This is a genomic window from Nissabacter sp. SGAir0207, assembly GCF_005491205.1.
Taxonomy (GTDB): domain Bacteria; phylum Pseudomonadota; class Gammaproteobacteria; order Enterobacterales; family Enterobacteriaceae; genus Chimaeribacter.
This window is the reverse complement of record NZ_CP028035.1, coordinates 3,371,185-3,396,942: the sequence shown is the minus strand read 5'-3', so window position 1 is coordinate 3,396,942 and position 25,758 is coordinate 3,371,185. Positions and strand designations below refer to the sequence as shown.

Genomic DNA, 25,758 nt, shown 5'->3' with positions numbered 1-25,758 from the left:
GGCCCCCGGCCGGTACGTACCGCCTGCATCGCACCGGAAAGGAGAACGACCCGTGCCACCGTGGCAGGTAAGCGGCGCGGGTCGTTGCCTAAAACGCAAGCACCTTAACTTGTCATACAGATTTAAAAGTTGAGTGACATCACAATTCGCATTTTTACGCCGGCTAAGCATTAGCAGACTCACGAAAGAAACGCTTTCGGTGTGGTTTTTTGTGATCGGCCTCTGATTTTACAGCGGTTATGCCTTTTACACTGGGCGGCATGGCAGAGGCATAAGCTAAAAAAGCGCTGGACGCCCTCTGAAATTGGTGTGATAACTTTGTCCGTGAGACGGATCCCGTGTGGAACGTAAGGTGAGGAACTGATTATGTCGTCATTTTTGACTGAAGATTTTCTGCTCGATACTGAATTTGCCCGTCGGCTCTACCACGACTATGCCAAGGACCAGCCGATCTTTGACTACCACTGCCACTTGCCGCCGGAACAGATCGCTCAGGACTATCAGTTCAAGAACCTGTACGACATCTGGCTGAAGGGCGACCACTACAAGTGGCGGGCGATGCGCACCAACGGCGTGGCCGAGCGCTTCTGTACCGGCGACGCCTCCGACTGGGAGAAGTTCCTCGCGTGGGCACAGACCGTGCCGCACACCATCGGCAACCCGCTCTACCACTGGACGCACCTGGAGCTGCGCCGCCCGTTCGGCATCACCGGCACCCTGTTGAACGGGGAGACGGCGGAGGGGATCTGGCAGCAGGGCAACGCGCTGCTGGCGCAACCGGAATTCAGCGCGCGCGGCATCATGCAGCAGATGAAGGTCAAGATGGTCGGCACCACCGATGACCCGATCGACACGCTGGAGCACCACAAGGCGATTGCCGACGACGGCAGCTTTGACATCAAGGTGTTGCCGAGCTGGCGGCCAGACAAGGCGTTCAACATCGACGCGCCCGGCTTCACCGACTACCTGACGCGCCTTGGCGCGGCGGCGGACACGGACATCTCACGCTTTAGCCAGCTCTGTGATGCCCTGAAAGTGCGGCTGGAGCACTTCGCCGCCCACGGCTGCAAGGTGTCAGACCACGCGCTGGACGTGGTGCTGTTCGCCCGCGCCGACGAGGCGACGCTGGATGGCATTCTGGCGCGCCGTCTGGATGGCACACTGCCCAACCCGCAGGAGCTGGCGCAGTTCAAGACCGCCGTGCTGCTGTTCCTTGCGGGCGAGTACCAGCGCCGCGGCTGGGTGCAGCAGTACCACATCGGCGCGCTGCGCAACAACAACACCCGGATGCTGCGCACGCTGGGGCCGGACACTGGCTTTGACTCCATCAACGACCAGCCGCTGGCGGAGCCGCTCTCCCGGCTGCTGGACGCGCAGGCCGAGGCGGGCAACCTGCCGAAGACCATCCTCTACTGCCTCAACCCGCGTGACAACGAGGTGATTGGCACCATGGTCGGCAACTTCCAGGGCGAGGGCGAGCCGGGCCGGATGCAGTTTGGCTCCGGCTGGTGGTTCAACGACCAGAAGGATGGGATGCAGCGCCAAATGACGCAGCTTGCCAACCTCGGCCTGCTCAGCCGCTTTGTCGGGATGCTGACCGACAGCCGCAGCTTCCTCTCCTACACGCGCCATGAGTACTTCCGCCGCGTGCTCTGCCAGATGATGGGGCGCTGGGTGGCGGATGGCGAGGCACCGGCTGATATCCAACTGCTGGGCAACATGGTGCAGGAGATCTGCTTCGATAACGCGAAGCGCTACTTTGCCATTGAACTGAACTGATCCTGTGGGCGGATCGCTCCGCCCCTCTCTCTGTCTGGCGTCGGCCGGGAAATGACCACTATGCAAAGCACAATAAAAATACACGCCCTAGACAATGTCGCCGTCGCCCTGCGCGATCTGGAGGCCGGTGAGCAGGTGTCGCTGGATGACCAGCCGCTGGCCCTGCCGCAGCCGGTGGCGCGTGGGCATAAGTTCGCCCTGCGCCCGATTGACGCTGGCGAGCACATCATCAAGTACGGCCTGCCGATTGGCCATGCGCTGGTGGCGATCGCCGCCGGTGAGCATATTCACTCGCAGAATGCCAAAACCAACCTCAGCGATCTGGATGAGTACCAGTACCAGCCGGAGTTTGCCGCGCTGCCGCCGCAGCCAGCGGATCGGCCGGTGAAGCTCTACCGTCGCGCCAATGGCGCGGTAGGGATCCGCAACGAGCTGTGGATCATCCCGACCGTGGGCTGCGTCAACGGCATCGCCCGCCAGATCCAGACCCGCTTCCTGAAAGAGACGCACGACGCGGAGGGGATCGACGGCGTGCACCTGTTCGGCCACACCCTCGGCTGCTCGCAGCTCGGGCAGGATCATGAGAACACCCGCACCATGCTGCAAAACATGGTGCGCCATCCCAACGCTGGCGCGGTGCTGGTGATTGGGCTGGGCTGTGAGAACAATCAGGTCGATGTGTTCCGCAGCACGCTGGGCGAGATCGACGCGTCACGCGTGCGCTTTATGGTCTGTCAGCAGCAGGATGATGAGGTGGAGGCCGGGCTGGAGCAGTTGCGCGACCTGTACCAGGTGATGCGCGACGACACGCGCGTCGAGGGGCGGCTGAGCGAGCTGAAGTTTGGGCTGGAGTGCGGCGGCTCGGATGGCCTCTCCGGCATCACCGCCAACCCGCTGCTGGGGCGCTTCTCGGACTACGTGATCGCCAACGGCGGCACCTCGGTGCTGACCGAAGTGCCGGAGATGTTCGGCGCGGAGCGCATCCTGATGAGCCGCTGCCGCGACGAGGAGACCTTCAGCAAGACCGTCAGCATGGTCAACGACTTCAAGCGCTACTTCATCGCCCACAACCAGCCGATCTACGAGAACCCCTCGCCGGGCAACAAGGCGGGCGGCATCACCACGCTGGAGGAGAAGTCGCTGGGCTGTACCCAGAAGGCCGGGCAGAGCCAGGTGGCGGACGTGCTGAAGTATGGCGAACGACTGAAAACGCCGGGGCTGAACCTGCTGAGCGCGCCGGGCAACGACGCGGTTGCCACCAGCGCGCTGGCTGGCGCGGGCTGCCACATGGTGTTGTTCAGCACTGGCCGCGGCACCCCCTACGGCGGCTTTGTGCCGACGGTGAAGCTGGCGACCAACAGCGAGCTGGCAGCGAAGAAGCCGCACTGGATCGACTTCGACGCCGGGCGGCTGATCCACGGTATGCCGATGGATCGTTTGCTGGAGGATTTCATCGATCTGATCGTGGCGATCGCCGAGGGCCGGCAGACCTGCAACGAGAAGAACGACTTCCGCGAGCTGGCGATCTTCAAAAGCGGCGTCACGCTCTAGATCGCACGATCTGCCCCTGCCAGCGGCGCGATCGGTTTGTCACACCGGGCAGGGCTGTTTAAAATAAGAACAGCGTTTCAAAACCGGCGCTCCCTTGCGGGGCGCCGTTTTCTTTTGGTCGTAGTGGCAAGGCAGGGTGTATGACGTTTTACTGGTTCGCGCAGGGTGTGGGGGTGGTGGCCTTTCTGGTGGGCATCACCATGTTCTTTAACCGCAACGATCGCCGCTTCAAGCAGCAGCTGGCCATTTACAGCGCCATGATTGGCGCGCACCTGTTCCTGATGGGCGGCCACTCCGCCGCCTTCAGCGCCTGGCTGAGCGCTACCCGCACCTTGGTGGCGCTGCGCACCCGCCACCTCGGGGTGATGTGGCTCTTTATCCTTATCACGCTGGTGCTCGGCCTGACCAACGCCCATCACCTGATGGAGCTGTTGCCGATCTGCGGCACCACCATCAGTACCTGGGCACTGTTCCGCACCTCGGGCCTGACCACACGCTGCGTAATGTGGTGCTCCACCTGCTGCTGGGTGGCGCACAACATCTGGCTCGGCTCCATCGGCGGTTCGCTGATTGAGGGCAGCTTCCTGCTGGTCAACGGCTACACCATCCTCCGCTTCTACCGCCTGCAACAGCGCGGCATCGATCCCTTTGAAACCGAGAAGGCGTTGCAGAAGTCGTGACGGCTAGCGCCCACCCCCGGCTCGAGCGCCAGTGGCGGCAGTTGGGTGAAGGTGTTCATCAGCCCCTCGCTCCACCCCTTGCGGATCGCCTCGAAGTAGGGGTGCTGCTCGGTGATGCGGTACTGCTGCGACAGGCTGAAGCTGTCATTCGGGTAGAGCAACGCGTCGAGCGGCAACCCTACCGAGAGGTTGCTGCGCAGCGTGGAGTCCATCGAGATCAGCGCGCACTGCATTGCCTGCTCCAGCGGGGTGTCGTAGGTCAGCACCCGGTCAATGATCGGTTTGCCATATTTGCTCTCGCCCACCTGGAAGTAGGGGGTGTCATGCGTCGCCTCAATGAAGTTGCCCTGCGGATAGATGTGGAACAGCCGCGGCTCCTCGCCGTGGATCTGGCCGCCGAGCAGCAGGTTGCAGGTGAAGTCGGTGGTGCCATCCTGCTGGCTGGCGCTGTCACGCGCGATCACCTCCCGCACCGTCTCGCCCAGCATGGTGGCGGCGTCATACAGCGAATGGACGTTCATCATGTTGCGCTGCTCCGGGTCGAGGCAGCGCCGCTGCAACAGGCTGATGATGCTCTGGGTGGTCGCCAGATTGCCAGCGCTCTGGAGCACCAGCAGGCGCTCGCCGGGCTGGTGGAATACGTGCAGTTTGCGGAAGGTGGAGATGTGATCCACCCCGCGTTGGTGCGCGAATCGGAGACAAACGCCAGTCCGGCCGCCAGCCGCATGGCCACGCAATAGGTCATATCATGCCCTTTCAGGATTGGGATTGGGACTGCCCGCCATCCAGCGACTGGACGGCCGCCACGGCGTGCATCTCCTCCGAGCCGCCGCCGAGGCGGATGCCGCGCACCGGGCAGGCGTCCAGATAGTCGACGCCAATCGCCAGTTTCAGGTGCTGGTTGGGCCGGCAGGTGTTGTTGGTCACGTCAAAGCTTTGCCAGTGGCCCTCCAGCCACGCCTCGGCCCAGGCGTGGGTCGCCACGTGCGCGGTGTCCTGTGAGTATAGATAGCCGCTGACGTAACGCGCCGGAATGTTCAGGCTGCGGCAGCAGGCCAGAAAGACGTGGGTATGGTCTTGGCAGACGCCGTGCCCGCCCTGAAACGCCTGACTGGCGCTGTCACTGACGCTGGTGGCGCCGGGGGTGTAGGGCATCCGCTCCAGCAGCTCGCCCATCATGTCGCACAGCGCGCCGTGGCTGCCGTGGGCGGCGTGGAAACGGCTGGCGAATGCCCGGATCGCGGTGTCCGGCTGGGTCAGCGGGCTGTGGCGCAGGAACACCAGCGGCGACAGCGGCCCCTGATCGTCATCCTCCACGTTGTCTTCAATCTCCACGATGCCCTGCGCCTGAATGGTGATCGCCTGATGCGGGTGGTCGAGCGTCAGCACGTGCAGCACGTTGCCGTAGGCGTCAGTGGTCTCCACCGCCTCCGCTGGCAGGTTGAGCTGCCAGGCGAGGATGTGCTGGTGGCTGGAGTCGCGCGGCGTCAGCCGCAGGTACTGGGTGCTGCGCCGCACCTGCTGGGCGTAGGTGTAGTGGGTCTGGTGGTTGACGTTCAGTCTCATTGTGCCTCCAGGTAGGTGAGGTGGATGCTGTCGGCGATGCCGCTGAGCTGGGAGAGGAACTGCGTCAGCCAGCCATCCAGCCCCGGTGCCAGCACATCCTCCAGCGTGCTGAATTGCAGTTCGGCGTGCAGCGCATGGATCTGCCGCCGCGCCGGGTTGCCCTGTGGGCCATCAATCTGCGCCAGTTGCGCCATCATGTCGCTGACGCAGGCCAGCAGCGAGCGCGGCAACTCATCGCGCAGGATCAGCAGTTCGGCGATCGCCTCGCGGGTGTACTGCTGCTTGTAGAGGCTGTGGTAGGCCTCGCGGGCGCTGACCGCGCGCAGCAGGGTCTCCATGCGGTAGTACTCGCGCACCGGGTCATTGTCATGCAGCAGCCGCTCTTTGGCGCTGAGCAGCCGCGCGGTGCTGTCGGCGCGCTCCAGCAGCGTGCCAAGGCGGATGAAGTGCAGCGCGTCATTGCGCAGCAGGGTGCCGAAGGTCGCGCCACGGAACAGGTGCGAGCGCTCCTTCACCCAGTCGAAAAAGGCGTCCGCGCCGACGGCGGCCACCCCCTTGCGGCGGATCAGCTTCATCTCAATCCAGGAGGCGTTGATCGCCTCCCACACCTCAGAGGAGAGGCTGCCGCGCACTGCGTGGGCGTTGTTCCACGCCATCTGCATACAGCTAAAGATGCTGCTGTGGTTGAGGTTGCTGAGGGCGAAGAAGTCGAGCAGGTTCGCCATGCTGAGCTGCGGGTAGTTGGCGTCAAACAGCGCCTGCGTGCCGCTGATGTTGAGCGGCACCTGGAGGTCGGTGCGGTGGTCGGCGCGCAGCGGCATCAGGGAGAGTTTGTTGGTGACGTCGAGGATGCGCGCGGTGTTCTCCGCGCGCTCCAGATAGCGCGCCATCCAATAGAGTTCACTGGCTGTACGGCTTAACATGCGTCATCCTCCAGTACCCAGGTGTCCTTGGTGCCGCCACCCTGTGACGAGTTCACCACCAGCGAGCCAGCGGCCAGCGCCACCCGCGTCAGGCCGCCCGGCACCAGCCGGATCTCCGCGCCGGTCAGGGCGAAGGGGCGCAGGTCGATGTGGCGCGGGGCCAGCCCCTGTTCAACGAAGGTCGGGCAGGTGGAGAGCGCCAGCGTCTCCTGCGCGATGTAGTTCTCTGGCCGCGCCAGCAGCCGGTCGCGGAAGTTGGCGATCTCCTGCTTGCTGGCGGCCGGGCCAATCAACATGCCGTAGCCGCCTGCCCCGTGCACCTCCTTCACCACCATCTGGTCGAGCCGGTCGAGCACATAGGCGAGATCCGCTGGCTGGCGGCACTGCCAGGTCGGCACGTTGTTGAGGATCGGCTCCTCCGCCAGGTAGTAGCGGATCATCTCCGGCACGAAGGGGTAGACCGATTTGTCATCGGCCACGCCGGTGCCGATGGCATTCGCCAGCACCACGCCGCCCGCGCGGTAGACCGACAGCAGCCCCGGCACGCCGAGCATCGAGTCGGCGCGGAACGCCAGCGGGTCGAGGAAGGCGTCATCAATGCGGCGATAGATCACATCCACCTTGCAGGGGCCAGCAGTGGTGCGCATAAACACCGCGCCATCCTTGACGAACAGGTCGATGCTCTCCACCAGCTCCACGCCCATCTGCTGCGCCAAAAAGCTGTGCTCAAAGTAGGCGCTGTTGAAGCGGCCGGGCGTCAGCACCACCACCGTCGGGTCATTGACCGGCGAGCTCTCGCGCAGGGTTTGCAGCAGGTGCGAGGGGTAGCGCTCCACCGGCGCGATGCGCTGCTCGGCGAACAGCTCCGGGTAGAGGCGCATCATCATCTTGCGGTTCTCCATCATGTAGGAGACGCCGGAGGGGGTGCGCAGGTTGTCCTCCAGCACGTAGTACTCGCCGTCGCCGTTGCGCACCATGTCGATGCCCGCAATGTGGGCGTAGATGTCGCGGTGCAGCTTCACCCCCTGCATACAGGGCTGGTACTGGTCATTGGCGAGGATGTGCTCGGCGGGCACGATGCCTGCCTTGAGGATCTTCTGGTCGTGGTAGATGTCATGCAGGAAGGCGTTGAGCGCCTGCACCCGCTGGCGGATGCCGCGATCCAGCTTCTGCCACTCCGCTGCCGGGATGATGCGCGGCACGCTGTCGAACGGGATCAGGCGCTCCGCGCCATCATCCTCGCCGTAGACGTTGAAGGTGATGCCCACCCGGTGGAACAGCAGCGCCGCCTCCTCCCGCTTGCGCTGCACCGCCTGTTGGTCAGCCCGCTGTAGCCACTGCCAGTAGGCGTCGTAATGGCTGCGGTGGCGGCCTTCCGCCAGCAGCATCTCATCAAAAAACGGTGAAGCGGACAGGTCGATCGTTATCATTCTCACCTCACTGACAACACAGGCCATAGGGATACGTTATCCCACGCATAAAGCGTGCCAAGGGGCGGAAAGCAGGAAAATGCGCGGCCGTGACCCGTCGTGGGCACCGTTTCAGTGCGTCAGGGGCGGGGTATGCGTTGCGCCGGGGCAACGGGGTAAGTATGGACGGGGGCGGGAAAAACGCGCGGGGGAGGGGAAGCGTGCCGCGGGCGCGGCACGCGCAGGCATCAGCGGCGAACCGCGATCGCCTCAATCTCGATTTTCACGTCTTTCGGCAGGCGGGCCACTTCCACGCAGGAGCGCGCCGGGAACGGGGCGTCATGCTCATTGAAGAACGCCTCATAGGCGGCGTTGACGGTGGCAAAGTCATTCAGGTCTTTCACGAACACCGTGGTCTTGACGATGTCTGCCACCTTCAGGCCAGCCTGTTCCACGATCGCCTTGACATTCTCCAGCGACTGGCGCGCCTGCGCGGCCACGTCATCGGCGACGGCGCCGGTTTTCGGGCAGACCGGGATCTGGCCGGAGGTGATGATCATACTGCCGAGATCCACGCCCTGGACATAGGGGCCGATGGCGGCGGGGGCAAGCTCAGTGCTGATGGTACGGGACATGATATCTCCTATTGGGTAAGGGAAGGTTCAGGGCATTATAGGGAGCCGGTGGCGCACTGCACAACCGGCGCCCGCCTCAGTCGTTGTTCAGCACCACCTGGCGGCCAAACTCCTTCTCGCAATACTTGCACTTCAACAACACTTCCGCGCCGCGCGCGCGTACCGCGAAGCTGGAGGCCACCGGCTCGCGTCGGCTGATGCAGTTGCCGTTCGGGCAGCGCAGCACGCCGTGGATCTGCTCCGGCAGGCTCGGCATGATCTTGCCCACCACCTCGTAGTCGTCGATGCGGTTGACGGTGGCATTCGGCGCGTAGACCGCCAGCTGGTTCACCTGCTGCTCGGTCAGGAAGGTGTTCTCAATCTTGATGATATCCTTGCGCCCCAGCGCGTTGGAGGGCAGGTTGAGGCCGATGGTGATGCGCTGCTCGGTCTCGGTCAGCTTGAACAGCGACAGCAGCTTGAAACCAACCTGCGCCGGGATGTGGTCAATCACCGTGCCACACTTGATGGCTTCAACCTGGAGTTTAGTGTCGTGGGTCATGGGGTCGGCTCCTTCAGGCGGTCAGGTCAGCGGGAAGTTCAGGGGTCAGTACCAGCGCCAGCAGCGCCTGGCGGGCGAAGATGCCGTTGCCAGCCTGCTGGAAGTACCAGGCGTAGGGGGTCTTATCAACGTCAGTGGTGATCTCGTCGATGCGCGGCAGCGGGTGCAGCACCTTCAGGTTATCGCGCGCGGCGGCCAAATCAGCGGCGCGCAGCACGAACTGCGCCTTGACGTTGGCGTACTCGGAGGGGTCGAGGCGCTCCTTCTGCACGCGGGTCATGTAGAGGATGTCCAGCTCCGGCACCACCTCGTCAATGCTGGTGTGCAGGCTGTAGGTGATGCCGCGCTCCTCCAGCATGGTGAGGATGTACTCCGGCATCGCCAGTGCGTCCGGCGCGATGAAGTAGAAGCGGTTGCCGCTGAACTTCGCCAGCGCCTGCGTCAGGGAGTGCACGGTGCGGCCATACTTCAGGTCGCCGACCATCGCGATGCTGATGTTCTCCAGCCGCCCCTGCGTCTCGCGGATCGTGAAGAGGTCGAGCAGCGTCTGGGTAGGGTGCTGGTTCGCGCCGTCACCGGCGTTGAGCACCGGCACGCCGCCGGAGAACTCGGTGGCGAGGCGCGCCGCGCCCTCCTGCGGGTGGCGCATCACAATTGCGTCAACGTAGGTGCCAATCACCGAGATGGTGTCCGCCAGCGTCTCGCCCTTCTTGCCCAGCGAGGTGTTGCTGCCATCGGCGAACCCCACCACCGACGCACCCAGCCGGTGCATCGAGGTTTCAAACGACAGGCGGGTGCGGGTAGAGGCCTCAAAGAAGCAGCTGGCGATCACCCGGTGCTTCAGCAGCTCCGGCTGCGGGCGGGCTTTCAGCGCGGCGGCGGTGTCGAGCACCAGCTCCAGCTCCTCACGGCTCAGGTCGTTAATCGAGATGATATGTTTTTGGTATAGCGGATTGGCCATTGTCGCTCTCCTGTGTCTCCCCGCAGGGATGCCGGTTGGTGGGGCATGGGGTTCTGCCGCCGGATCGCAGGCAAAAAAAAGCCCCTCAATGAGGGGCGTTCTACGATCGGGGCAACGGGAGGAAAAACGGCGGCGCGCCCCGGTTGGGGCAGGGCATTCTGGCGATGTGCGGCAACAGAAAACGCGGCGTTTCTCATGATCTCTCCCGGCAAATTGGGGCGCATTATACGCACGCCGTGTGACTCTGCAAGATGAAAGTTCTCACTTTTGCCACAACGCAACCGTTTGTCCGGCGACATCCGGCCATCTGGCCATCGGCTGAAAACGTTAGCCCGATCCCAATGCCCGCCGCACCCTGGGTTATAATGAAACGCCTTTTCATTTTAACCAGGGGATACCATGATTACCGGAAACATCTATGCGTTGGCGCAACTGCCCTACTTGCCCGCGCCGCTCTGCGCGGCCATCGATTATGTCAAACAGCAGATCACGGAGCAGACCCCGCTCGGCAAGCACACGGTGTGCGGCGAGGATGTGTTTGTGCTGGTCTCCGAGGAGATGACCGCCCCGGCCAACGCGCGCCGCGCCGAGTACCACGCCCAGTATCTGGACATCCAGATCGTGTTGCGCGGGCAGGAGGGGATGGCATTCAGCACCCTGCCAGCGCGCCAGCCGGAGACCGACTGGCTGGCGGAGAAGGACATCGCTTTCCTGCCTCACGGCGAGCAGGAGAAGCATCTGGTGTTACAGGCCGGTGACTTCGTGGTCTTCTACCCCGGCGAGGTGCACAAGCCGCTCTGCGCGGTGGGCGAACCGGCCCCGGTGCGCAAGGCGGTGGTGAAAATGCGCGTCAGCGCGCTCTAGTGGCAGGTGCGGCGGCGCGCCGCCGCATCAGTGGCGGATCCAGACCACCTGCCAGGGCGTCAGCGTCATCTTGCCGTTGAACGGCGTGTCTGTGATCAGCTCCTGCCCCACCTCATCCAGTTCCAGCTCCACCTTGTGGTCAGTCACGTTGATCACGCAGCTGATGCGATCCTCGTTTTTCGGGTCGTAGCGCTCCAGCCCGAACAGCGCAGTGCCAAGATCCAGCACCCGCTGGCCAGAAGCCGGGGCGAAGGCCGGGTGGGCGCGGCGCAGCTCAATCAGCTTACGCAGGCCGTTGTAGACCAGCGCACGCAGGCTCTCCGGGTTCGCCAGCTCCTGCTCCACCTTGTCCGCCTCCAGCTTCTGCCGGTTGATGCGGCGGTTGATCCCCGCTTGGTGCATCCCCTCGACGTCATTCTCGCTGCCAAGCAGGCTGTGGTAGTAGAGCGCCGGCACGCCGACAAACGACAGCAGCAGCGACTGCGCGGCGATGAATTTTTTCGCCTTCAGCGCGTTGTTGTCCTGCTTCTCGGTCAGGGCGCTGAGGTAGTTGATGTTCAGCTCATAGGGGGAGAAGGTGCCGTCGCCGTTGTCCTTGTGCGAAACACGCCCCTCCTTGCGAATCACTTCCGCCGCCATAAATTGCCGCTCGCTATCGTCGAGGAAGGTCTCGGTCGGGCGCAGGCCAATGCCGTCATGGCTGGCGAGGAAGTTGAAGTAGGTGGTCTCCGGGTAGCGCGCCTCGGCGCTCAGGCCGTGTGCCCACTTGGTCAGCACCGTGGTGTCCTGACGCATGAAGGCGTGCAGCGTCAGCGGCGGCAGCGGGAACTGGTAGACCATGTGGGCCTCGTCGCCGTGGCCGAAGTAGCTGATGTTCTCATGGTGCGGCACGTTGGTTTCGGTGATCAGCCGGGTGCCGGGGATCACGTAGTCGAGCACCGTGCGCCACACCTTGATGATGTTGTGCGCCTGCGGCAGGTGGATGCAGCGGGTGCCCGGCTCCTTCCAGATGTAGCCGATGGCGTCCAGACGGATCGACTGCCCGCCGCTGGCGGCGTATTGCAGCAGGATATCGATGCTCTCCAGCAACACCTGGGGGTTGTGGAAGTTGATATCGATCTGGTCGTCGCTGAAGGTAGTCCAGAGGTAGACCAGCTCGCCATTGGCCTTGGTCATCGGTGTCAGCAGGCGCGAGGAGCGCGGGCGTACCACCCGGCTGTAGTCGAGCGCCGGGTTGGCGGCGATCAGGTAGTTGTCGAAGTGCGGGTCGCCATGCATGTAGCCGTGCACCCACTCGCTGGAGCGTGAGACGTGGTTGATCACGCAGTCAAACATCAGGTTGAAGTTCTGCGACAGCGCCTTCAGGTCGCCCCAGCCGCCCAGCCGCTCGTCGATGCGGCGGTAGTCAATCACGCTGAAACCGTCGTCCGAGCTGTAGGGGTACATCGGCAGGATATGGATGTCCGTCACCAGCCCGTCGAAATATTTGCGGGCAAACTGGTTGAGCGTCGCCAGCGGCTTCTCGTCGCCGTGGTGGATGCTGTCCCCGTAGGTGATCAGGTAGATGCTGTTGCCATCCACCCAGTGCGGATTGGCGTGCTTGCCATACTGCCACTTGGCAACCAGCCGGAAGATCTGCCTCAACAGGTGCGCAATGTGTTCACGCGGATAGATGTTGCCGAGCAGTTTTTCTAACCGTTGCGCAAATTCCAGTTTGTTGGCGCTCATGACCTCTCCCTCTTCGGCTGCTGTCTGGAAAAGGGTAGTCGAGAATTAAGCGGAACGGCGGAAAAAGCAGCGGAAAAGTGCAAGCCAATGTGACTGCGCGGCAGGCGGCATGGGGGCTAACCCCACGCCGCCTAAGGGGAAATTACGCCTCGGCACTGAGGGTGGCGACCATCACCGCCTTGATGGTGTGCAGGCGGTTCTCGGCCTGATCGAACACTACGCTGTGCGGCGACTCAAATACCTCATCCGTCACTTCCATGCCGCCATGCAGGCCATACTGTTCGGCCATCTGCTTGCCGAGGGTGGTCTGGTCATCATGGAACGCGGGCAGGCAGTGCAGGAACTTCACCTGCGGGTTACCGGTGGCCTGCACCAGCGCGCTGTTGACCTGATAGTCACGCAGCAGCGCGATGCGCTCCTGCCACACCTCTTTCGGCTCGCCCATCGACACCCAGACATCGGTGTAGAGGAAATCGGCCTGCGCGACGCCCGCGGCGCGATCCTCGGTCAGGGTGATGTCACCGCCGCGCGCCTGCGCTAGCGCCTTGCACTCGGCCACCAGCGCCGCCTCCGGCCAGCAGGCGCTTGGGGCCACCAGCCGCAGATCCAGCCCAGCCAGCGCCGCCGCCTCCAGCAGCGAGTTGCCCATGTTGTTGCGCGCGTCGCCCAGATAGGCCAGCTTCACCCCCTGCAACGGGCGGCCCGGCAGGTGCTCGCGGATGGTCAGCAGGTCGGCCAGCAGTTGCGTCGGGTGGAACTCATCGGTCAGGCCATTCCAGACCGGCACGCCAGCATACTGCGCCAGCGTATCGACAATCGCCTGCCCGTGGCCGCGGTACTGGATGCCGTCATACATCCGCCCCAGCACGCGCGCGGTGTCCTTGATCGACTCCTTGTGGCCAATCTGGCTGCCGCTGGGGCCGAGATAGGTGACGCGCGCGCCCTGGTCAAATGCGGCAACTTCGAAAGAGCATCGGGTACGGGTCGAGTCTTTTTCGAAGATGAGCGCAATGTTCTTGCCACGCAGGTGGGGCGTTTCGGTGCCCTGTTTTTTCTCGGCTTTCAGCCGTGCCGCCAGCGCCAGCAGGCTCTCCAGCTCGGCCGGGGTGAAATCAAGTAACCGGAGGAAGTGACGTTTATAGAGTGAACTCATCGCGTGGATCTCCATGCTGATCATCAGATTAATATGAATTAAAATTCACTCTATATGTATGAATATGCAATTACAACCCCGGCAAACAAATCTTTCACGTTTGTGGTGGAGGCGGGGGCGGCGCTGTGGGAGAATGCGAGCAGACACGCCCACTGACTGAGGACTTAGGCATGGCAAACCGCGAATTGCTGGACGAACAGCGTGAAGAAACCCGTCTGATCATCGAAGAACTGCTGGATGATGGCAGCGATCCCGATGCGCTCTACACCATTGAGCACCACCTCTCTGCGGAGAAGTTCGAGGTGCTGGAGCAGGCCGCCGTTGAAGCCTTCAAGCTGGGTTATGAAGTGACCGACGCCGAGGAGCTGGAAGTTGAGGATGGCACCCGCCTGATGTGCTGCGACGTGATCAGCGAAGTGGCGCTGAACGCCGAGATCATCGACGCACAGGTCGAGCAGCTGGTGGCGCTGGCAGAGCGTTGCAACGTCAACTACGACGGCTGGGGCACCTACTTTGAAGACCCGGACGGCGAAGGCGACGAGTATGATGACGATGAGGACTTCATCGACGAGGAAGATGACGGCAAACGCCACTGATTCCCCGCGATAAAAAAAGGCGCCCCGGTGGCGCCTTTTTTCTTGCCTGCGATTTACAGCGTCTCGCCGTTGCTGGCGATCACCTGCTGATACCAGCCGAAGCTGGCCTTGCGCGAGCGCGCCAGGGTGCCGCTGCCGTCATCATATTTGTCGACGTGGATAAAGCCGTAGCGCTTGCTGTACTGGCCGGTGGTGAAGGAGACGCAGTCGATGCAGCCCCACGGGGTGTAGCCCATCAGCTCCACGCCATCCTCAATCACCGCTTTTTTCATCTGCTCGATGTGCGACTTCAGATAGGCGATGCGGTAGTCATCCTGAATCTGGCCGTCGTCGCCCGGTTTGTCGATGGCACCAAAGCCGTTCTCAACGATAAACAGCGGCTTCTGGTAGCGCTCATAGAGCACGTTCAGCGAATAGCGCAGGCCCACCGGATCAATCTGCCAGCCCCAGTCGGAGGCCTTGACGTGCGGGTTCGGCAGGCTGCCGGGGAAGCTGACGATGTCATCGGTGTCGCCGAGGGTGTGGGCCGATACGGCGTTGCTCATGTAGTAGCTCAGGCCGATGTAGTCGGTGCAGCCCTCGCGCAGGATCTGCGCGTCGCCCTCTTCCATCTGGATGGTGAAGCCACGGCGCGCCCACTCCTTCAGGATGTAGGCCGGGTAGTAGCCGCGCACCTGCACGTCAGTGAACAGGAAACGTGAGCGCATCGCCTCCACCGAGTAGATCATGTCATCCGGGTGGCAGGAGTAGGGGTAGATCGGCACGCAGGCCAGCATACAGCCGATGCTGAAGGCCGGGTTGATCTGGTGGCCGAGTTTGACGACTTTGGCGCTGGCGACGAACTGGTGGTGCAGCACCTGATACATCGTCTCTTCCGGGTTTGGCTCCTCGGTGAAGACCACGCCGGAGCAGCAGTAACCGAACAGCGGGTAGCGCCAGTCACGCTGGTTGTTGATCTCGTTGAAGGTCATCCAGTACTTCACTTTGTGCTGGTAGCGGGTCATCACCACTTCGCTGAAACGCACAAAGAACTCCACCAGCTTGCGGTTTTTCCAGCCGCCATACTCCTTCACCAGATGCCACGGCATCTCAAAGTGGGAGAGGGTGATCACCGGCTCGATGCCATATTTCAGCAGCTCGTCGAACAGGTCATCGTAGAACTGCAAGCCCGCCTCGTTGGGTTCCAGCTCGTCGCCGCGCGGGAAGATGCGCGTCCAGGCGATGGAGGTACGGAAGCACTTGAAGCCCATCTCGGCAAACAGCGCCACGTCCTCTTTGTAGCGGTGGTAGAAATCGACCGCCTCATGGTTCGGGTAGCGGTATCCCTCCTGGATGCCGTCGGTGATCACCCGGTCCACGCCATGCGCGCCGCCGGAGAGCACGTCGGCAATGCTGATGCCCTTGCCGCCCTGATCCCAGCCACCCTCAACCTGGTGCGCCGCCACTGCGCCGCCCCACAGGAAATCATCTGGTAAACCCTGCTTTGCCATTGTGAACCGCTCCATCTGGAAATAAATCCGAGTCTGGCAAAAACAAAAAATAAAGTCACGATATAACAAGGCACGCGCCGGGTAATATGTCACGCCCCGATAACAGGTTGTTTTTTAAGGCAGCGGTGCCACCTGCGCGACTTTTTTGCCGAGGGTTTCCAGAATATAGATCACCGGGATCTGGGTGGTAATATTGTGGTGGCCCGGCAACAGCACCGAGGGCATATGGTAGGCAATATTCATGTCGGCCAATTGTGCCAGCGAGGAGCTATCGCCATTGGTAATGCTGATGATCCGGCACTGGTGCAGGCGGAACTGGCTGGCAATGCGCAGCATTTCGTGGGTTTCGCCCGAGACGGAGAGAATAATCGCCACCGCCTTGCGGTACATGTCGCTGTTGACCGGATAATAGGGATCGTCGATGTGGGTGCTGAATTTCCCGAGGTTGGAAAAGAAGCGCGCGCCATATTTCCCGAGGGTGCCAGAGGTGCCAGCACCGACAAAAATAATACGCTCATTCTCGGCAATCATGGCGGCGGCGGCATTCAGTTGCTGGTCAAATTCCACATTATCGATGCTGCGGAAATAGTGAATCAGCTCGCTGATGCCAAAGGCCGGTACCGCCGCCTGCTCCTGTTGCAGGAACAGCTTGTAACGCACGCGGAACTCCGAATAACCGGCGTAGCCCATCTTTTTGCAGAAGCGCAGGATGGTGGTGGTTGAGACGCCCACCTCCTCCGCCAGCTCGCGGATGGTCATGTAGATCACCTGCTGGCGGTGCTTGAGCACATAGTGGTAGACCAACAGCTCCAGCTCATTCAGGCGGGACACTTCCTGGTAGCTGAACATCCGGCGGCCCTACAGCGCTTTCAGCATGGTGACTTCACAGTCGCCGTGGCCGGTGGCCCGAGCGGGCCATCGATGTGCTCAAAGCCGAGGCGTTCATAGAGCGCGATGGCCTGATTGAGGCAGGCGGTGGTTTCCAGATAGCAGTGGGTGAAACCCTGGGTGCGGGCGAACGCCAGCGCATCCAGCACCAGCCGTTTCGCCAGCCCCTGGCCGCGCAGCACCGGCATAAAGTACATCTTCTGCAACTCGCACAGCCCCGGCTCCGCGCCTGCCAGCGGGGCCAGCCCGCCGCCGCCGGCGATCTCGCCATCCGCCTCCACCACCCAGTAGACGCTGCGCGGCTGGCGGTAGACGGCATGGAGGTCATCCAGCGTCGGGTCAGCCACGGCGTAGCCCTTGTCGGCGGTGAGGCCAAACTCCGTGGAGACCGTGCGGATGACGCGGGCGATGGCGGCGTTGTCCTGTTCTGTCAGCGGGCGGACGACGACACGGGAAGGCGTTGCAATGGTCATGGCACTCTACTCGAAAAGGAAAAAAAGGGGCCGGCGGGGCTGCCGGTGGATCCGGTTACTATTACGCAAACCATCGGAAATGCAAAATAAAAAAGCCAGCCCGAAGGCTGGCTTTTCACTGACGGCGGTCAGGCTTAGAGCGCGGCGATGGTCACCTGCTGCTCCAGCAGCTTGGTTTTCGCCTGTGCGCAGGCGTCAAGGCGCTCGCGCTCCTTGGCGACCACGGCTTCCGGCGCGCGCGCCACAAAGCCTTCGTTGGAGAGCTTGGCCTCAATGCGGCTCACTTCCGCATCCAGCTTCGCCACTTCCTTCGCCAGACGATCCAGCTCGGCGGCTTTGTCCACCAGACCGGCCATCGGGATCAGCAGCTCCGCGCCTTCGACCAGTTTGGTGACGGAGACCGGGCCTTTCTCGCCATCGGCCAGCAGGGTGATGCTCTCCAGACGGGCCAGCGACTTGATGAAGCTCAGGTTCTCATTCACCCGGCGCTGGGTAGCGGCATCCGCCCCACGCAGCAGCACGTCCAGCGGCTTGCTCGGCGCGATGTTCATCTCGGCGCGGATGTTACGCACGGCGATGATCGCCTGCTTGATCCACTCCAGATCGGCCAGCGCCTGCGCATCCACCTGCTCGGCGTCATACGCCGGGAAGGGTTGCAGCATGATGGTGTCAGCAGTGATGCCCTTCAGCCCCTTCACACGCTGCCAGATGGTCTCGGTGATGAATGGAATGATCGGGTGTGCCAGACGCAGCAGCGACTCCAGCACGGTGACCAGCGTGTGGCGGGTGCCACGCAGCTCGGCTTCGCTGCCGCCGTTCATCACTGGCTTGGTCAGCTCCAGATACCAGTCACAGAACTGGTTCCAGGTGAACTCATACAGCACGCCAGCGGCCAGATCGAAGCGGTAGCTGTCCAGCGCCTCGCGGTAGGCTTTCACCGTCTGGTTGAACTCCGCCAGGATCCAGCGATCCGCCAGCGACAGGCGCAGCTCGCCGCCGTTCAGGCCACAATCCTGATCCTCGGTGTTCATCAGCACGAAGCGGCTGGCGTTCCACAGCTTGTTACAGAAGTTGCGGTAACCCTCAAGGCGCTTCATGTCCCAGTTGATGTCGCGGCCGGTGGAAGCCAGTGCCGCCAGCGTGAAGCGCAGGGCGTCGGTGCCGTGCGGCTCAATGCCGTTCGGGAACTGCTTCTCGGTGCGCTTGCGGATCTTCTCCGCCAGCTGCGGCTGCATCATGTTGCCGGTGCGCTTCTCCAGCAGGTCTTCCAGCGAGATGCCGTCGATCATGTCCAGCGGGTCAATCACGTTGCCCTTGGACTTGGACATCTTCTGGCCCTCTTCATCGCGGATCAGGCCGGTCATGTAGACGGTGTGGAACGGCACCTGCGGCTTGCCATCCTCATCCTTCACGAAGTGCATGGTCATCATGATCATGCGCGCGATCCAGAAGAAGATGATGTCGAAGCCACTCACCACCACGCTGGTGGGGTGGAAGGCTTTCAGGTCTGGGGTCTGGTTCGGCCAGCCGAGGGTGGAGAACGTCCACAGCGCGGAGGAGAACCAGGTGTCCAGCACGTCTTCATCCTGACGCAGCGCGACGGCGGCATCCAGGCTGTTTTCGCGGCGCACTTCCTCTTCGGTGCGGCCGACGTAGACGTTGCCCGCCTCGTCATACCACGCCGGGATGCGGTGGCCCCACCACAGCTGACGGGAGATGCACCAGTCCTGAATGTCACGCATCCAGCTGAAGTACATGTTCTCGTACTGTTTCGGCACGAACTGGATGTCGCCGTTCTCAACCGCTTCAACTGCCGGTTTCGCCAGTATGTCTGCACGCACGTACCACTGGTCGGTCAGCATCGGCTCGATCACCACGCCGCCGCGGTCGCCGTAAGGCACCGTCAGGTCGTGCGGCTTGATCTCCTCCAGCAGGCCCAGCTCCTCGATGGCCGCGACCACTGCCTTGCGGGCAGCGAAGCGCTCGAGGTTCTGGAACGCCGCCGGGATGGCGTTGTCGCAGGCGGTGCTCTCGCGGCCATTGGTGTCAAACACCTCGGCCACCTGGCGGATGTCGCCATCGAAGGTCAGGATGTTGATCATCGGCAGGCCGTGGCGCTTGCCCACTTCATAGTCGTTGAAGTCGTGCGCCGGGGTGATCTTCACGCAGCCGGTGCCTTTCTCCATGTCGGCGTGCTCGTCACCCACGATCGGGATGCGGCGGCCGACCAGCGGCAGGATGATCTCTTTGCCGATCAAATCCTTGTAGCGCGGATCTTCCGGGTTGACCGCCACGCCGGTGTCACCCAGCAGGGTCTCCGGGCGGGTGGTGGCGACTACCAGATAGTCGAGGCCCTCGGCGGTCTTCACGCCGTCGGCCAGCGGGTAGCGGATATGCCACATGGAGCCTTTCGACTCGCGGTTCTCCACTTCCAGATCAGAGATGGCAGTGCGCAGTTTCGGATCCCAGTTCACCAGACGCTTGCCACGGTAAATCAGGTCTTCCTGATAGAGGCGCACGAACACCTCTTTCACTGCCTCGGAGAGGCTCTCATCCATGGTGAAGCGCTCGCGCTCCCAATCCACGGAGTCGCCCAGACGGCGCATCTGGCGGGTGATGGTGCCGCCGGACTCGCCTTTCCACTGCCAGATCTTGTCAATGAAGGCGTCACGGCCATAGTCATGGCGGGTTTTACCCTCTTCCGCAGCGATCTTGCGCTCAACCACCATCTGCGTGGCGATACCGGCATGGTCGGTGCCTGCCTGCCACAGGGTGTTTTTCCCCTGCATACGCTGGTAGCGGATCATGGTGTCCATGATGGTTTGCTGGAAGGCGTGACCCATGTGCAAGCTGCCGGTGACGTTCGGCGGCGGGATCATGATGCAGTAGCTCTCCTGGCTGCTGTCGCCGTTCGGCTTGAAGTAGCCCTGCTGCTCCCAATGCTCGTAGAGCGGTTGCTCGATGTCTTGCGGGTTATATGTCTTTTCCATTTCGCTTGTATGTCAGTGAGTTGGCGGCTGGGCCGTGGTCAAATGGAAGCCGACGCTGCGATAGGCTTTATAGCGGTCGCGCGCCAACTGTTTCAGGGATTCGGGATAAGGAACGAAGTCTATCACTTCATGGAAAGCGGTGGCAAAATCTGCGAACTGCGGCAGCAGGCTGATCAGCAGATCGCGCGGCGCATTGCCGCGTTTGCCCGGCCAGCAGATCTCCACCGGCGCGCCGTAGCGCGGCCCTTCGCCCGCCAGATTGTGCGGCACAAAAGCCTCCGGCTGGCGCTGCCACAGGGCATCGTCCAGCCGCTGCGCCTGTTGCTGGTCTTCACAGGCGATCAGCACCCGTTTACCGGCGCGCCAGCGCTCGGCGGCCAGATCGCAGGCCAGCGCCTCATGGGCCGTCATGCCATCCTCGGCGGTCTCACTCTCCAAAAGATAGAAGGTTGCGTTTTTCATTGCGTTGCCATTGGTCGGGTGGGGCGGGCGGCGGGTGGGGCGATGCCGCCGGGCGAGGCCCGGCGGCAGGGCGGTTACTCGTCGCCGTTCATGCCAGCGCGGTTAAGCAGGAACTGGGTCAGCAGCGCCACCGGGCGGCCGGTGGCGCCCTTGGCCTTGCCGGAACGCCAGCCGGTGCCAGCGATGTCCAGGTGCGCCCACGAATATTTGCGGGTGAAGCGCGACAGGAAGCAGCCCGCGGTGATGGCGCCACCGGCGCGGCCGCCGATGTTCGCCATGTCCGCGAAGTTGGAGTCCAGCAGCTCCTGGTACTCCTCATGCAGCGGCAGGCGCCAGGCGCGGTCGCCCGCCAGATCGGCGGCGCTGATCAGCTCGTGCGCCAGCGGGTTGTGGTTGGACATCAGCCCGGTGATCTGGTGGCCCAGCGCCACCACGCAGGCCCCGGTCAGGGTTGCCACGTCAATCACCAGCTCCGGGTCGAAGCGCTCGACGTAGGTCAGGGCGTCACACAGCACCAGACGGCCCTCGGCGTCGGTGTTGAGCACCTCCACCGTCTGGCCGGACATGGTGGTGAGGATGTCACCGGGGCGGAAGGCGCGCCCGCCCGGCATGTTCTCACAGCCCGCCAGCACGCCCACCACGTTCAGCGGCAGGTTCAGCTCGGCCACTACGCGCATCACGCCGTAGACCGCCGCCGCGCCGCACATGTCGTACTTCATCTCGTCCATGCTGTCGGCTGGTTTGATGGAGATGCCGCCGGAGTCGAAGGTCAGGCCCTTGCCAACCAGCACGATGGGCTTAGCATCCGGGTTCGGGTTGCCCTTATATTCCATGACGGACATCAGCGACTCGTTCTGCGAGCCTTGGCCCACCGCCAGATAGGCGTTCATCCCCAGCTCTTTCATCTGCTGCTCGCCGATGACGCGGGTGGTGATGTTGGTGCTGAAGGCATCCGCCAGCTGGCGCGCCTGCGAGGCGAGGTAGGCGGCGTTGCAGATGTTCGGCGGCATGTTGCCGAGATCTTTGGCGGCCTTCACGCCAGCGGCCACGGCCAGCCCGTGCTGGATGGCGCGCTCGCCGCTGGTCAGCTCACGGCGGGTCGGCACGTTGAACACCATTTTGCGCAGCGGGCGGCGCGGCTCAACTTTGTTGCTTTTGAGCTGGTCGAAGGTATAGAGCGACTCTTTCGCCGTTTCTACCGCCTGACGCACTTTCCAGTAGGTGTTGCGGCCCTTGACGTGCAGCTCGGTCAGGAAGCAGACCGCCTCCATCGACCCGGTGTCGTTGAGGGTGTTAATGGTCTTCTGGATCACCTGTTTGTATTGGCGCTCATCCAGCTCGCGCTCTTTGCCGCACCCAATCAGCAGGATGCGCTCGGAGAGAATATTGGGCACATGGTGGAGCAATAACGTCTGGCCCACCTTGCCCTCCAGCTCGCCGCGGCGCAGCAGGGCACTGATGTAGCCATCGCTGATTTTGTCGAGTTGCTCGGCGATGGGCGACAGGCGGCGAGGTTCAAAAACCCCGACTACAATACAGGCACTGCGCTGCTTTTCCGGGCTACCGCTTTTTACACTGAACTCCATGCACTCTCCTGAATCTTAAAGACAAGGACGGGAGCTACGGGCTAGAATGAGGCTCTCCGTAACAAACTCTCGTCATTGTGTTAACTGCGTATGTTAACCTGAACGGCGTAATTTATTCTGTTTTTGGCGGCTATAGGCGTGTTCCTATAGGGCACCCTAACACAAGATGTTTTAATGCTATTTTAGCTGTGAAGGTTGCCATATGATGAGAATAAATGGCGGATTAGCGAAGAAACTAGCGATTTTCCTGCAAAAAGACAAGTTTTCACAGGCGTATTAAGCGTGATCATCATTAGATATCTGGTACGGGAAACCTTCAAGAGCCAGGTTGCGATTCTGTTTATCCTGCTGCTGATCTTCTTCTGTCAGAAGTTGGTCAGGGTGCTGGGCGCAGCCGTCGATGGCGATATCCCAACAAATCTGGTCCTCTCATTGATGGGGCTGGGTGTGCCTGAAATGGCGCAACTGATCCTGCCGCTCAGCCTGTTCCTCGGGTTGCTGATGACACTCGGCAAGCTCTATACCGAAAGTGAAATCACCGTGATGCATGCCTGCGGCCTGGGCAAAAAAGTGCTGGTGGTGGCGGCGCTGCTGCTGGCGTTCATTACTGCCATTCTGGCGGCAGGCAACGCCTTCTGGCTTGGCCCGTGGTCATCCAAGCATCAGGACGAAGTGCTGGCGGAGGCGAAAGCCAACCCCAGCATGGCGGCGCTGGTGGAGGGGCAGTTCCAGTCCTCACAGGATGGCAACGCGGTGCTGTTTGTCGGCAGCGTCAAGGGCAAGGAGTTCCATGACGTCTTTCTGGCGCAGCTGCGGCCAAACGGCAACCAGCGCCCGTCGGTGGTGGTGGCGGATCGTGGCCATATGGAGCAGCGCGAGGATGGCTCCCAGACGGTGACGCTCAACCAAGGTACCCGCTATGAGGGCACCGCGATGCTGCGCGACTTCCGCGTCACGGACTTCAATAACTATCTGGCGGTGATTGGCCATCAGGCGGTGAGCGTGGACAACAGCACCGAGGCGGAGCAGATGAGCATGACGCAGCTGTGGCAGGCGACCACCCCGGACGCCCGTGCCGAGCTGCACTGGCGGCTGACGCTGGTGGTCTCCGTGCTGCTGATGGCGCTGATGGTGGTGCCGCTTAGCGTGGTGAACCCGCGTCAGGGCCGCGTGCTGAGCATGTTGCCAGCGATGCTGCTCTACCTGATCTTTTTCCTGTTGCAGAGCTCGCTGCGCTCCAACGGCGCGAAAGGCAAGCTGGACCCGCTGGTGTGGATGTGGGCGACCAACGCCCTCTATCTGGCGCTGGCGCTGGGGCTGAACGCGTGGGACACGGTGCCGATGCGCCGCCTGCGCGCCCGGTTTAAAGGAGCGGCATGATGTTTGGCGTACTGGATCGCTATATTGGCAAGACCATCTTCAACACCATCATGATGACGCTGTTCATGCTGGTGTCGCTCTCCGGCATCATCAAGTTCGTGGACCAGCTGCGTAAAGTGGGGCAGGGCGGCTACTCGGCGACGGGTGCTGGCTTCTACACCCTGCTGAGCGTGCCGAAGGATATCGAGATCTTCTTCCCGATGGCGGCGCTGCTCGGCGCGCTGCTGGGGCTGGGCACGCTGGCAACCCGCAGCGAGCTGGTGGTGATGCAGGCTTCTGGCTTCACGCGGATGCAGATTGCGGCCTCGGTGATGAAAACCGCCATCCCGCTGGTGTTGCTGACGATGGCGATTGGCGAGTGGGTCGCGCCGCAGGGCGAGCAGATGGCGCGTAACTACCGCGCGCAGATGATGTATGGCGGCTCGCTGCTCTCTACCCAGAGCGGCCTGTGGGCGAAGGATGGCAACGACTTCATCTTCATTGAGCGGCTGAATGGCGACAATGAGCTGTCGGGCGTCAACATCTACCACTTTGACAAAGAGAACCACCTGCTGTCGGTGCGTTACGCCGCTACCGCGGCCTTCGACAGTGAGGCGCGCGAGTGGAAGCTGTCACAGGTGGATGAGTCAGGGCTGGGCGGCAAGTTCATCACCGGCCACCAGACGCTCAACGGCGTCTGGAAGACCAATCTGACGCCAGACAAGCTAGGCGTGGTGGCACTGGACCCGGATGCGCTCTCCATCAGCGGCCTGCGCAACTACATCAAGTACCTGACGCAGAGCGGGCAGGAGTCCAACCGTTACCAGCTCAATATGTGGAGCAAGATCTTCTCGCCGCTCTCGGTGGCAGTGATGATGCTGATGGCGCTCTCCTTCATCTTCGGGCCGCTGCGCAGCGTGCCGATGGGGGTGCGGATGGTGACCGGTATCTGCTTCGGCTTCCTGTTCTACGTGCTGGATCAGATTTTTGGCCCGCTCAGCTTGGTTTACAGCATCCCGCCGATCCTTGGCGCGCTGCTGCCAAGTCTGGTGTTTTTGCTCATCAGCCTGTTCCTGCTGCTGAAACGGCGTTAAAACCCCAGCTTGCCCCACTAAAGCCCCGTCACGACGGGGCTTTTTTTTGGCCGTTATCCCTGGCGGGCGAAGACCGCGATCACCGCGTCCAGGTGCGCTTTCATCGCCTTGCGGGCGGCGGCGGCATCCCCGGCCTCAATCGCCTCAAGGATGGCGCGGTGCTCCTGCTCTGAGCGGTGCGGCATATCCTGTGGCGTGTAGTGGCGCTGCAACACCCGGAACATGCTGCCGTAGCGGTGGCCGAGTAGGTGGCCGATGATGAAGGCGTAGGCCGGGTTGCCGCTGGCCTGCGCGATGCGAATGTGGAATAGCCGGTCGCCGGGATGGGTGCTGGAGCCGGCGCGGTTGTCTGCCACGTTGCGCTGGTAGGCCTCACGGATGGCGGCGCGCTCCTCCGGTGTGGCGTAGCGGGCAGCCAGCGCGGCGGTCTCCGGCTCAATCAGCCGCCGGGTTTGCAGCAGCGAGAAGGGCGGCAGTTCGGCATTCAAGTCGAGGGTAATGCCCAGCTCCTCATCCAGCTCCGCCCACTGGCCGCGCCCGGCCTGTGCCATCACTGGCTCCATAGAGGCGGCCTGCGGCGGGTGGCGCACAATCACGCCGTTGCCCACCTTCACATCCACCAGCCCAATCACCTCCAGCGCAATCAGCGCCTCACGCACCGAGGTGCGGCTCACCTGCAACTGGGCAGCCAGATCGCGCTCCGAGGGCAGCCGGCTGCCGGGCGGAAATTCTCCCTTTTCGATCAGGCCGCGCAACTGGTCTGCTATCTGCCTGTAAAGCCGTGGGTTTTCCAGTCTGGTTATCGGCATGGTCTCCTTCCCCCCTAGATCGGTTAAGCGATTCAGCCAGCAATTCCCCCCTGTCGCCCTTGAGGAATTGTTATAGCCATGTAAAAAATGAACCACGTGTGATGATGTTTTGTTCAACTCTACCTTCCATCTTAACAAACCGCAGGCCGGGCAGAGCAACAACATTTCACCAGAGTGGCCTGACCTTCGGGCCGTTTTTATACCGCCAGTGGCCTGACCAT

Annotated in this window: 21 protein-coding genes and 2 pseudogenes; 7 read left to right on the top strand and 16 right to left on the bottom strand. The window is 62.4% G+C overall.

The features are described from left to right. The first annotated feature begins 366 nt into the window (after nt 1–366). The 3 genes from uxaC (at nt 367) to C1N62_RS15225 (ending at nt 4,010) form a co-directional block, all read left to right on the top strand. Complete coding sequence (gene uxaC / locus C1N62_RS15235) at nt 367–1,779, top strand: glucuronate isomerase (RefSeq protein ID WP_137764430.1); 1,413 nt, start codon at nt 367–369, stop codon at nt 1,777–1,779. Nucleotides 1,780–1,839: 60 nt separating this feature from the next. Then, a complete protein-coding gene (locus tag C1N62_RS15230; RefSeq protein WP_137764429.1) occupies nt 1,840–3,330 on the top strand; it encodes a UxaA family hydrolase in 1,491 nt (496 codons plus the stop codon). Nucleotides 3,331–3,470: 140 nt separating this feature from the next. Then, nucleotides 3,471–4,010 carry a YgjV family protein gene (locus C1N62_RS15225; RefSeq protein WP_137764428.1) on the top strand — a complete coding sequence of 180 codons (540 nt, stop codon included), beginning with the start codon at nt 3,471–3,473 and terminating at the stop codon, nt 4,008–4,010. A 23-nt stretch (nt 4,011–4,033) separates the two neighbouring features. Here the strand turns inward: C1N62_RS15225 and C1N62_RS15220 are convergent. The 7 genes and pseudogenes from C1N62_RS15220 to pyrB form a co-directional block, all read right to left on the bottom strand. Continuing rightward, a pseudogene (locus C1N62_RS15220) lies at nt 4,034–4,755 on the bottom strand (peptidase); the annotation flags it as partial. A gap of 11 nt (nt 4,756–4,766) precedes the next feature. Next, nucleotides 4,767–5,576, bottom strand: coding sequence for a transglutaminase family protein (locus C1N62_RS15215; protein WP_137764427.1), 810 nt, complete (start codon nt 5,574–5,576; stop codon nt 4,767–4,769). Beyond that, nucleotides 5,573–6,499, bottom strand: coding sequence for an alpha-E domain-containing protein (locus C1N62_RS15210; protein WP_137764426.1), 927 nt, complete (start codon nt 6,497–6,499; stop codon nt 5,573–5,575). The genes C1N62_RS15215 and C1N62_RS15210 overlap by 4 nt, the downstream gene beginning before the upstream one ends. Further along, nucleotides 6,493–7,929: a circularly permuted type 2 ATP-grasp protein gene (locus tag C1N62_RS15205; RefSeq protein WP_137764425.1), complete on the bottom strand. Its 1,437-nt coding sequence runs from the start codon at nt 7,927–7,929 to the stop codon at nt 6,493–6,495. The genes C1N62_RS15210 and C1N62_RS15205 overlap by 7 nt, the downstream gene beginning before the upstream one ends. 227 nt (nt 7,930–8,156) lie before the next feature. Beyond that, on the bottom strand, nt 8,157–8,543 hold the full coding sequence (gene ridA / locus C1N62_RS15200) for a 2-iminobutanoate/2-iminopropanoate deaminase (RefSeq protein WP_137764424.1): 387 nt from the start codon (nt 8,541–8,543) through the stop codon (nt 8,157–8,159). A gap of 76 nt (nt 8,544–8,619) precedes the next feature. Further along, on the bottom strand, nt 8,620–9,084 hold the full coding sequence (pyrI, locus tag C1N62_RS15195) for an aspartate carbamoyltransferase regulatory subunit (protein WP_137764423.1): 465 nt from the start codon (nt 9,082–9,084) through the stop codon (nt 8,620–8,622). Between the two features lie 13 nt (nt 9,085–9,097). After that, on the bottom strand, nt 9,098–10,045 hold the full coding sequence (pyrB, locus tag C1N62_RS15190) for an aspartate carbamoyltransferase (RefSeq protein ID WP_137764422.1): 948 nt from the start codon (nt 10,043–10,045) through the stop codon (nt 9,098–9,100). A gap of 399 nt (nt 10,046–10,444) precedes the next feature. On the opposite strand from pyrB, the gene C1N62_RS15185 reads away from it, so the two are divergent. Further along, nucleotides 10,445–10,909: a YhcH/YjgK/YiaL family protein gene (locus C1N62_RS15185; RefSeq protein ID WP_137764421.1), complete on the top strand. Its 465-nt coding sequence runs from the start codon at nt 10,445–10,447 to the stop codon at nt 10,907–10,909. 27 nt (nt 10,910–10,936) lie between these two features. Here the strand turns inward: C1N62_RS15185 and C1N62_RS15180 are convergent, their stop codons facing one another. After that, on the bottom strand, nt 10,937–12,637 hold the full coding sequence (locus C1N62_RS15180) for an alpha-amylase family glycosyl hydrolase (protein WP_137764420.1): 1,701 nt from the start codon (nt 12,635–12,637) through the stop codon (nt 10,937–10,939). 142 nt (nt 12,638–12,779) lie between these two features. Further along, complete coding sequence (gene argF / locus C1N62_RS15175; protein ID WP_137764419.1) at nt 12,780–13,790, bottom strand: ornithine carbamoyltransferase; 1,011 nt, start codon at nt 13,788–13,790, stop codon at nt 12,780–12,782. A 170-nt stretch (nt 13,791–13,960) separates the two neighbouring features. Here argF and rraB point away from each other — a divergent pair, with 170 nt between their 5' ends. Beyond that, on the top strand, nt 13,961–14,386 hold the full coding sequence (rraB, locus tag C1N62_RS15170; protein WP_137764418.1) for a ribonuclease E inhibitor RraB: 426 nt from the start codon (nt 13,961–13,963) through the stop codon (nt 14,384–14,386). Between the two features lie 53 nt (nt 14,387–14,439). Here rraB and C1N62_RS15165 read toward each other — a convergent pair whose 3' ends face one another. From C1N62_RS15165 to pepA, 6 genes and pseudogenes are all read right to left on the bottom strand, one after another. Next, entirely contained in the window at nt 14,440–15,876 is a 1,437-nt protein-coding gene (locus C1N62_RS15165) for a 6-phospho-beta-glucosidase (RefSeq protein ID WP_137764417.1), read from the bottom strand. Nucleotides 15,877–15,990: 114 nt separating this feature from the next. Then, nucleotides 15,991–16,725, bottom strand: coding sequence for a MurR/RpiR family transcriptional regulator (locus C1N62_RS15160; RefSeq protein WP_137764416.1), 735 nt, complete (start codon nt 16,723–16,725; stop codon nt 15,991–15,993). A 9-nt stretch (nt 16,726–16,734) separates the two neighbouring features. After that, nucleotides 16,735–17,237, bottom strand: a pseudogene (locus C1N62_RS15155) (GNAT family N-acetyltransferase). 134 nt (nt 17,238–17,371) lie between these two features. Next, a complete protein-coding gene (locus tag C1N62_RS15150; RefSeq protein ID WP_137764415.1) occupies nt 17,372–20,227 on the bottom strand; it encodes a valine--tRNA ligase in 2,856 nt (951 codons plus the stop codon). A 12-nt stretch (nt 20,228–20,239) separates the two neighbouring features. Next, the gene (locus C1N62_RS15145) at nt 20,240–20,689 is read right to left on the bottom strand and encodes a DNA polymerase III subunit chi (protein WP_137764414.1); all 450 of its coding nucleotides are present in this window, start codon (nt 20,687–20,689) and stop codon (nt 20,240–20,242) included. Nucleotides 20,690–20,763: 74 nt separating this feature from the next. After that, nucleotides 20,764–22,275, bottom strand: coding sequence for a leucyl aminopeptidase (pepA, locus tag C1N62_RS15140; RefSeq protein WP_137764413.1), 1,512 nt, complete (start codon nt 22,273–22,275; stop codon nt 20,764–20,766). Between the two features lie 282 nt (nt 22,276–22,557). Between pepA and lptF the strand changes: the two genes are divergently transcribed. Both lptF and lptG read left to right on the top strand, forming a co-directional pair. Continuing rightward, entirely contained in the window at nt 22,558–23,655 is a 1,098-nt protein-coding gene (lptF, locus tag C1N62_RS15135) for an LPS export ABC transporter permease LptF (protein ID WP_137764412.1), read from the top strand. Then, entirely contained in the window at nt 23,655–24,728 is a 1,074-nt protein-coding gene (lptG, locus tag C1N62_RS15130; RefSeq protein ID WP_137765031.1) for an LPS export ABC transporter permease LptG, read from the top strand. The genes lptF and lptG overlap by 1 nt, the downstream gene beginning before the upstream one ends. A 53-nt stretch (nt 24,729–24,781) precedes the next feature. Here lptG and C1N62_RS15125 read toward each other — a convergent pair whose 3' ends face one another. Further along, the gene (locus tag C1N62_RS15125; RefSeq protein ID WP_137764411.1) at nt 24,782–25,537 is read right to left on the bottom strand and encodes a FadR/GntR family transcriptional regulator; all 756 of its coding nucleotides are present in this window, start codon (nt 25,535–25,537) and stop codon (nt 24,782–24,784) included. Between the last annotated feature and the right edge of the window lie 221 nt (nt 25,538–25,758).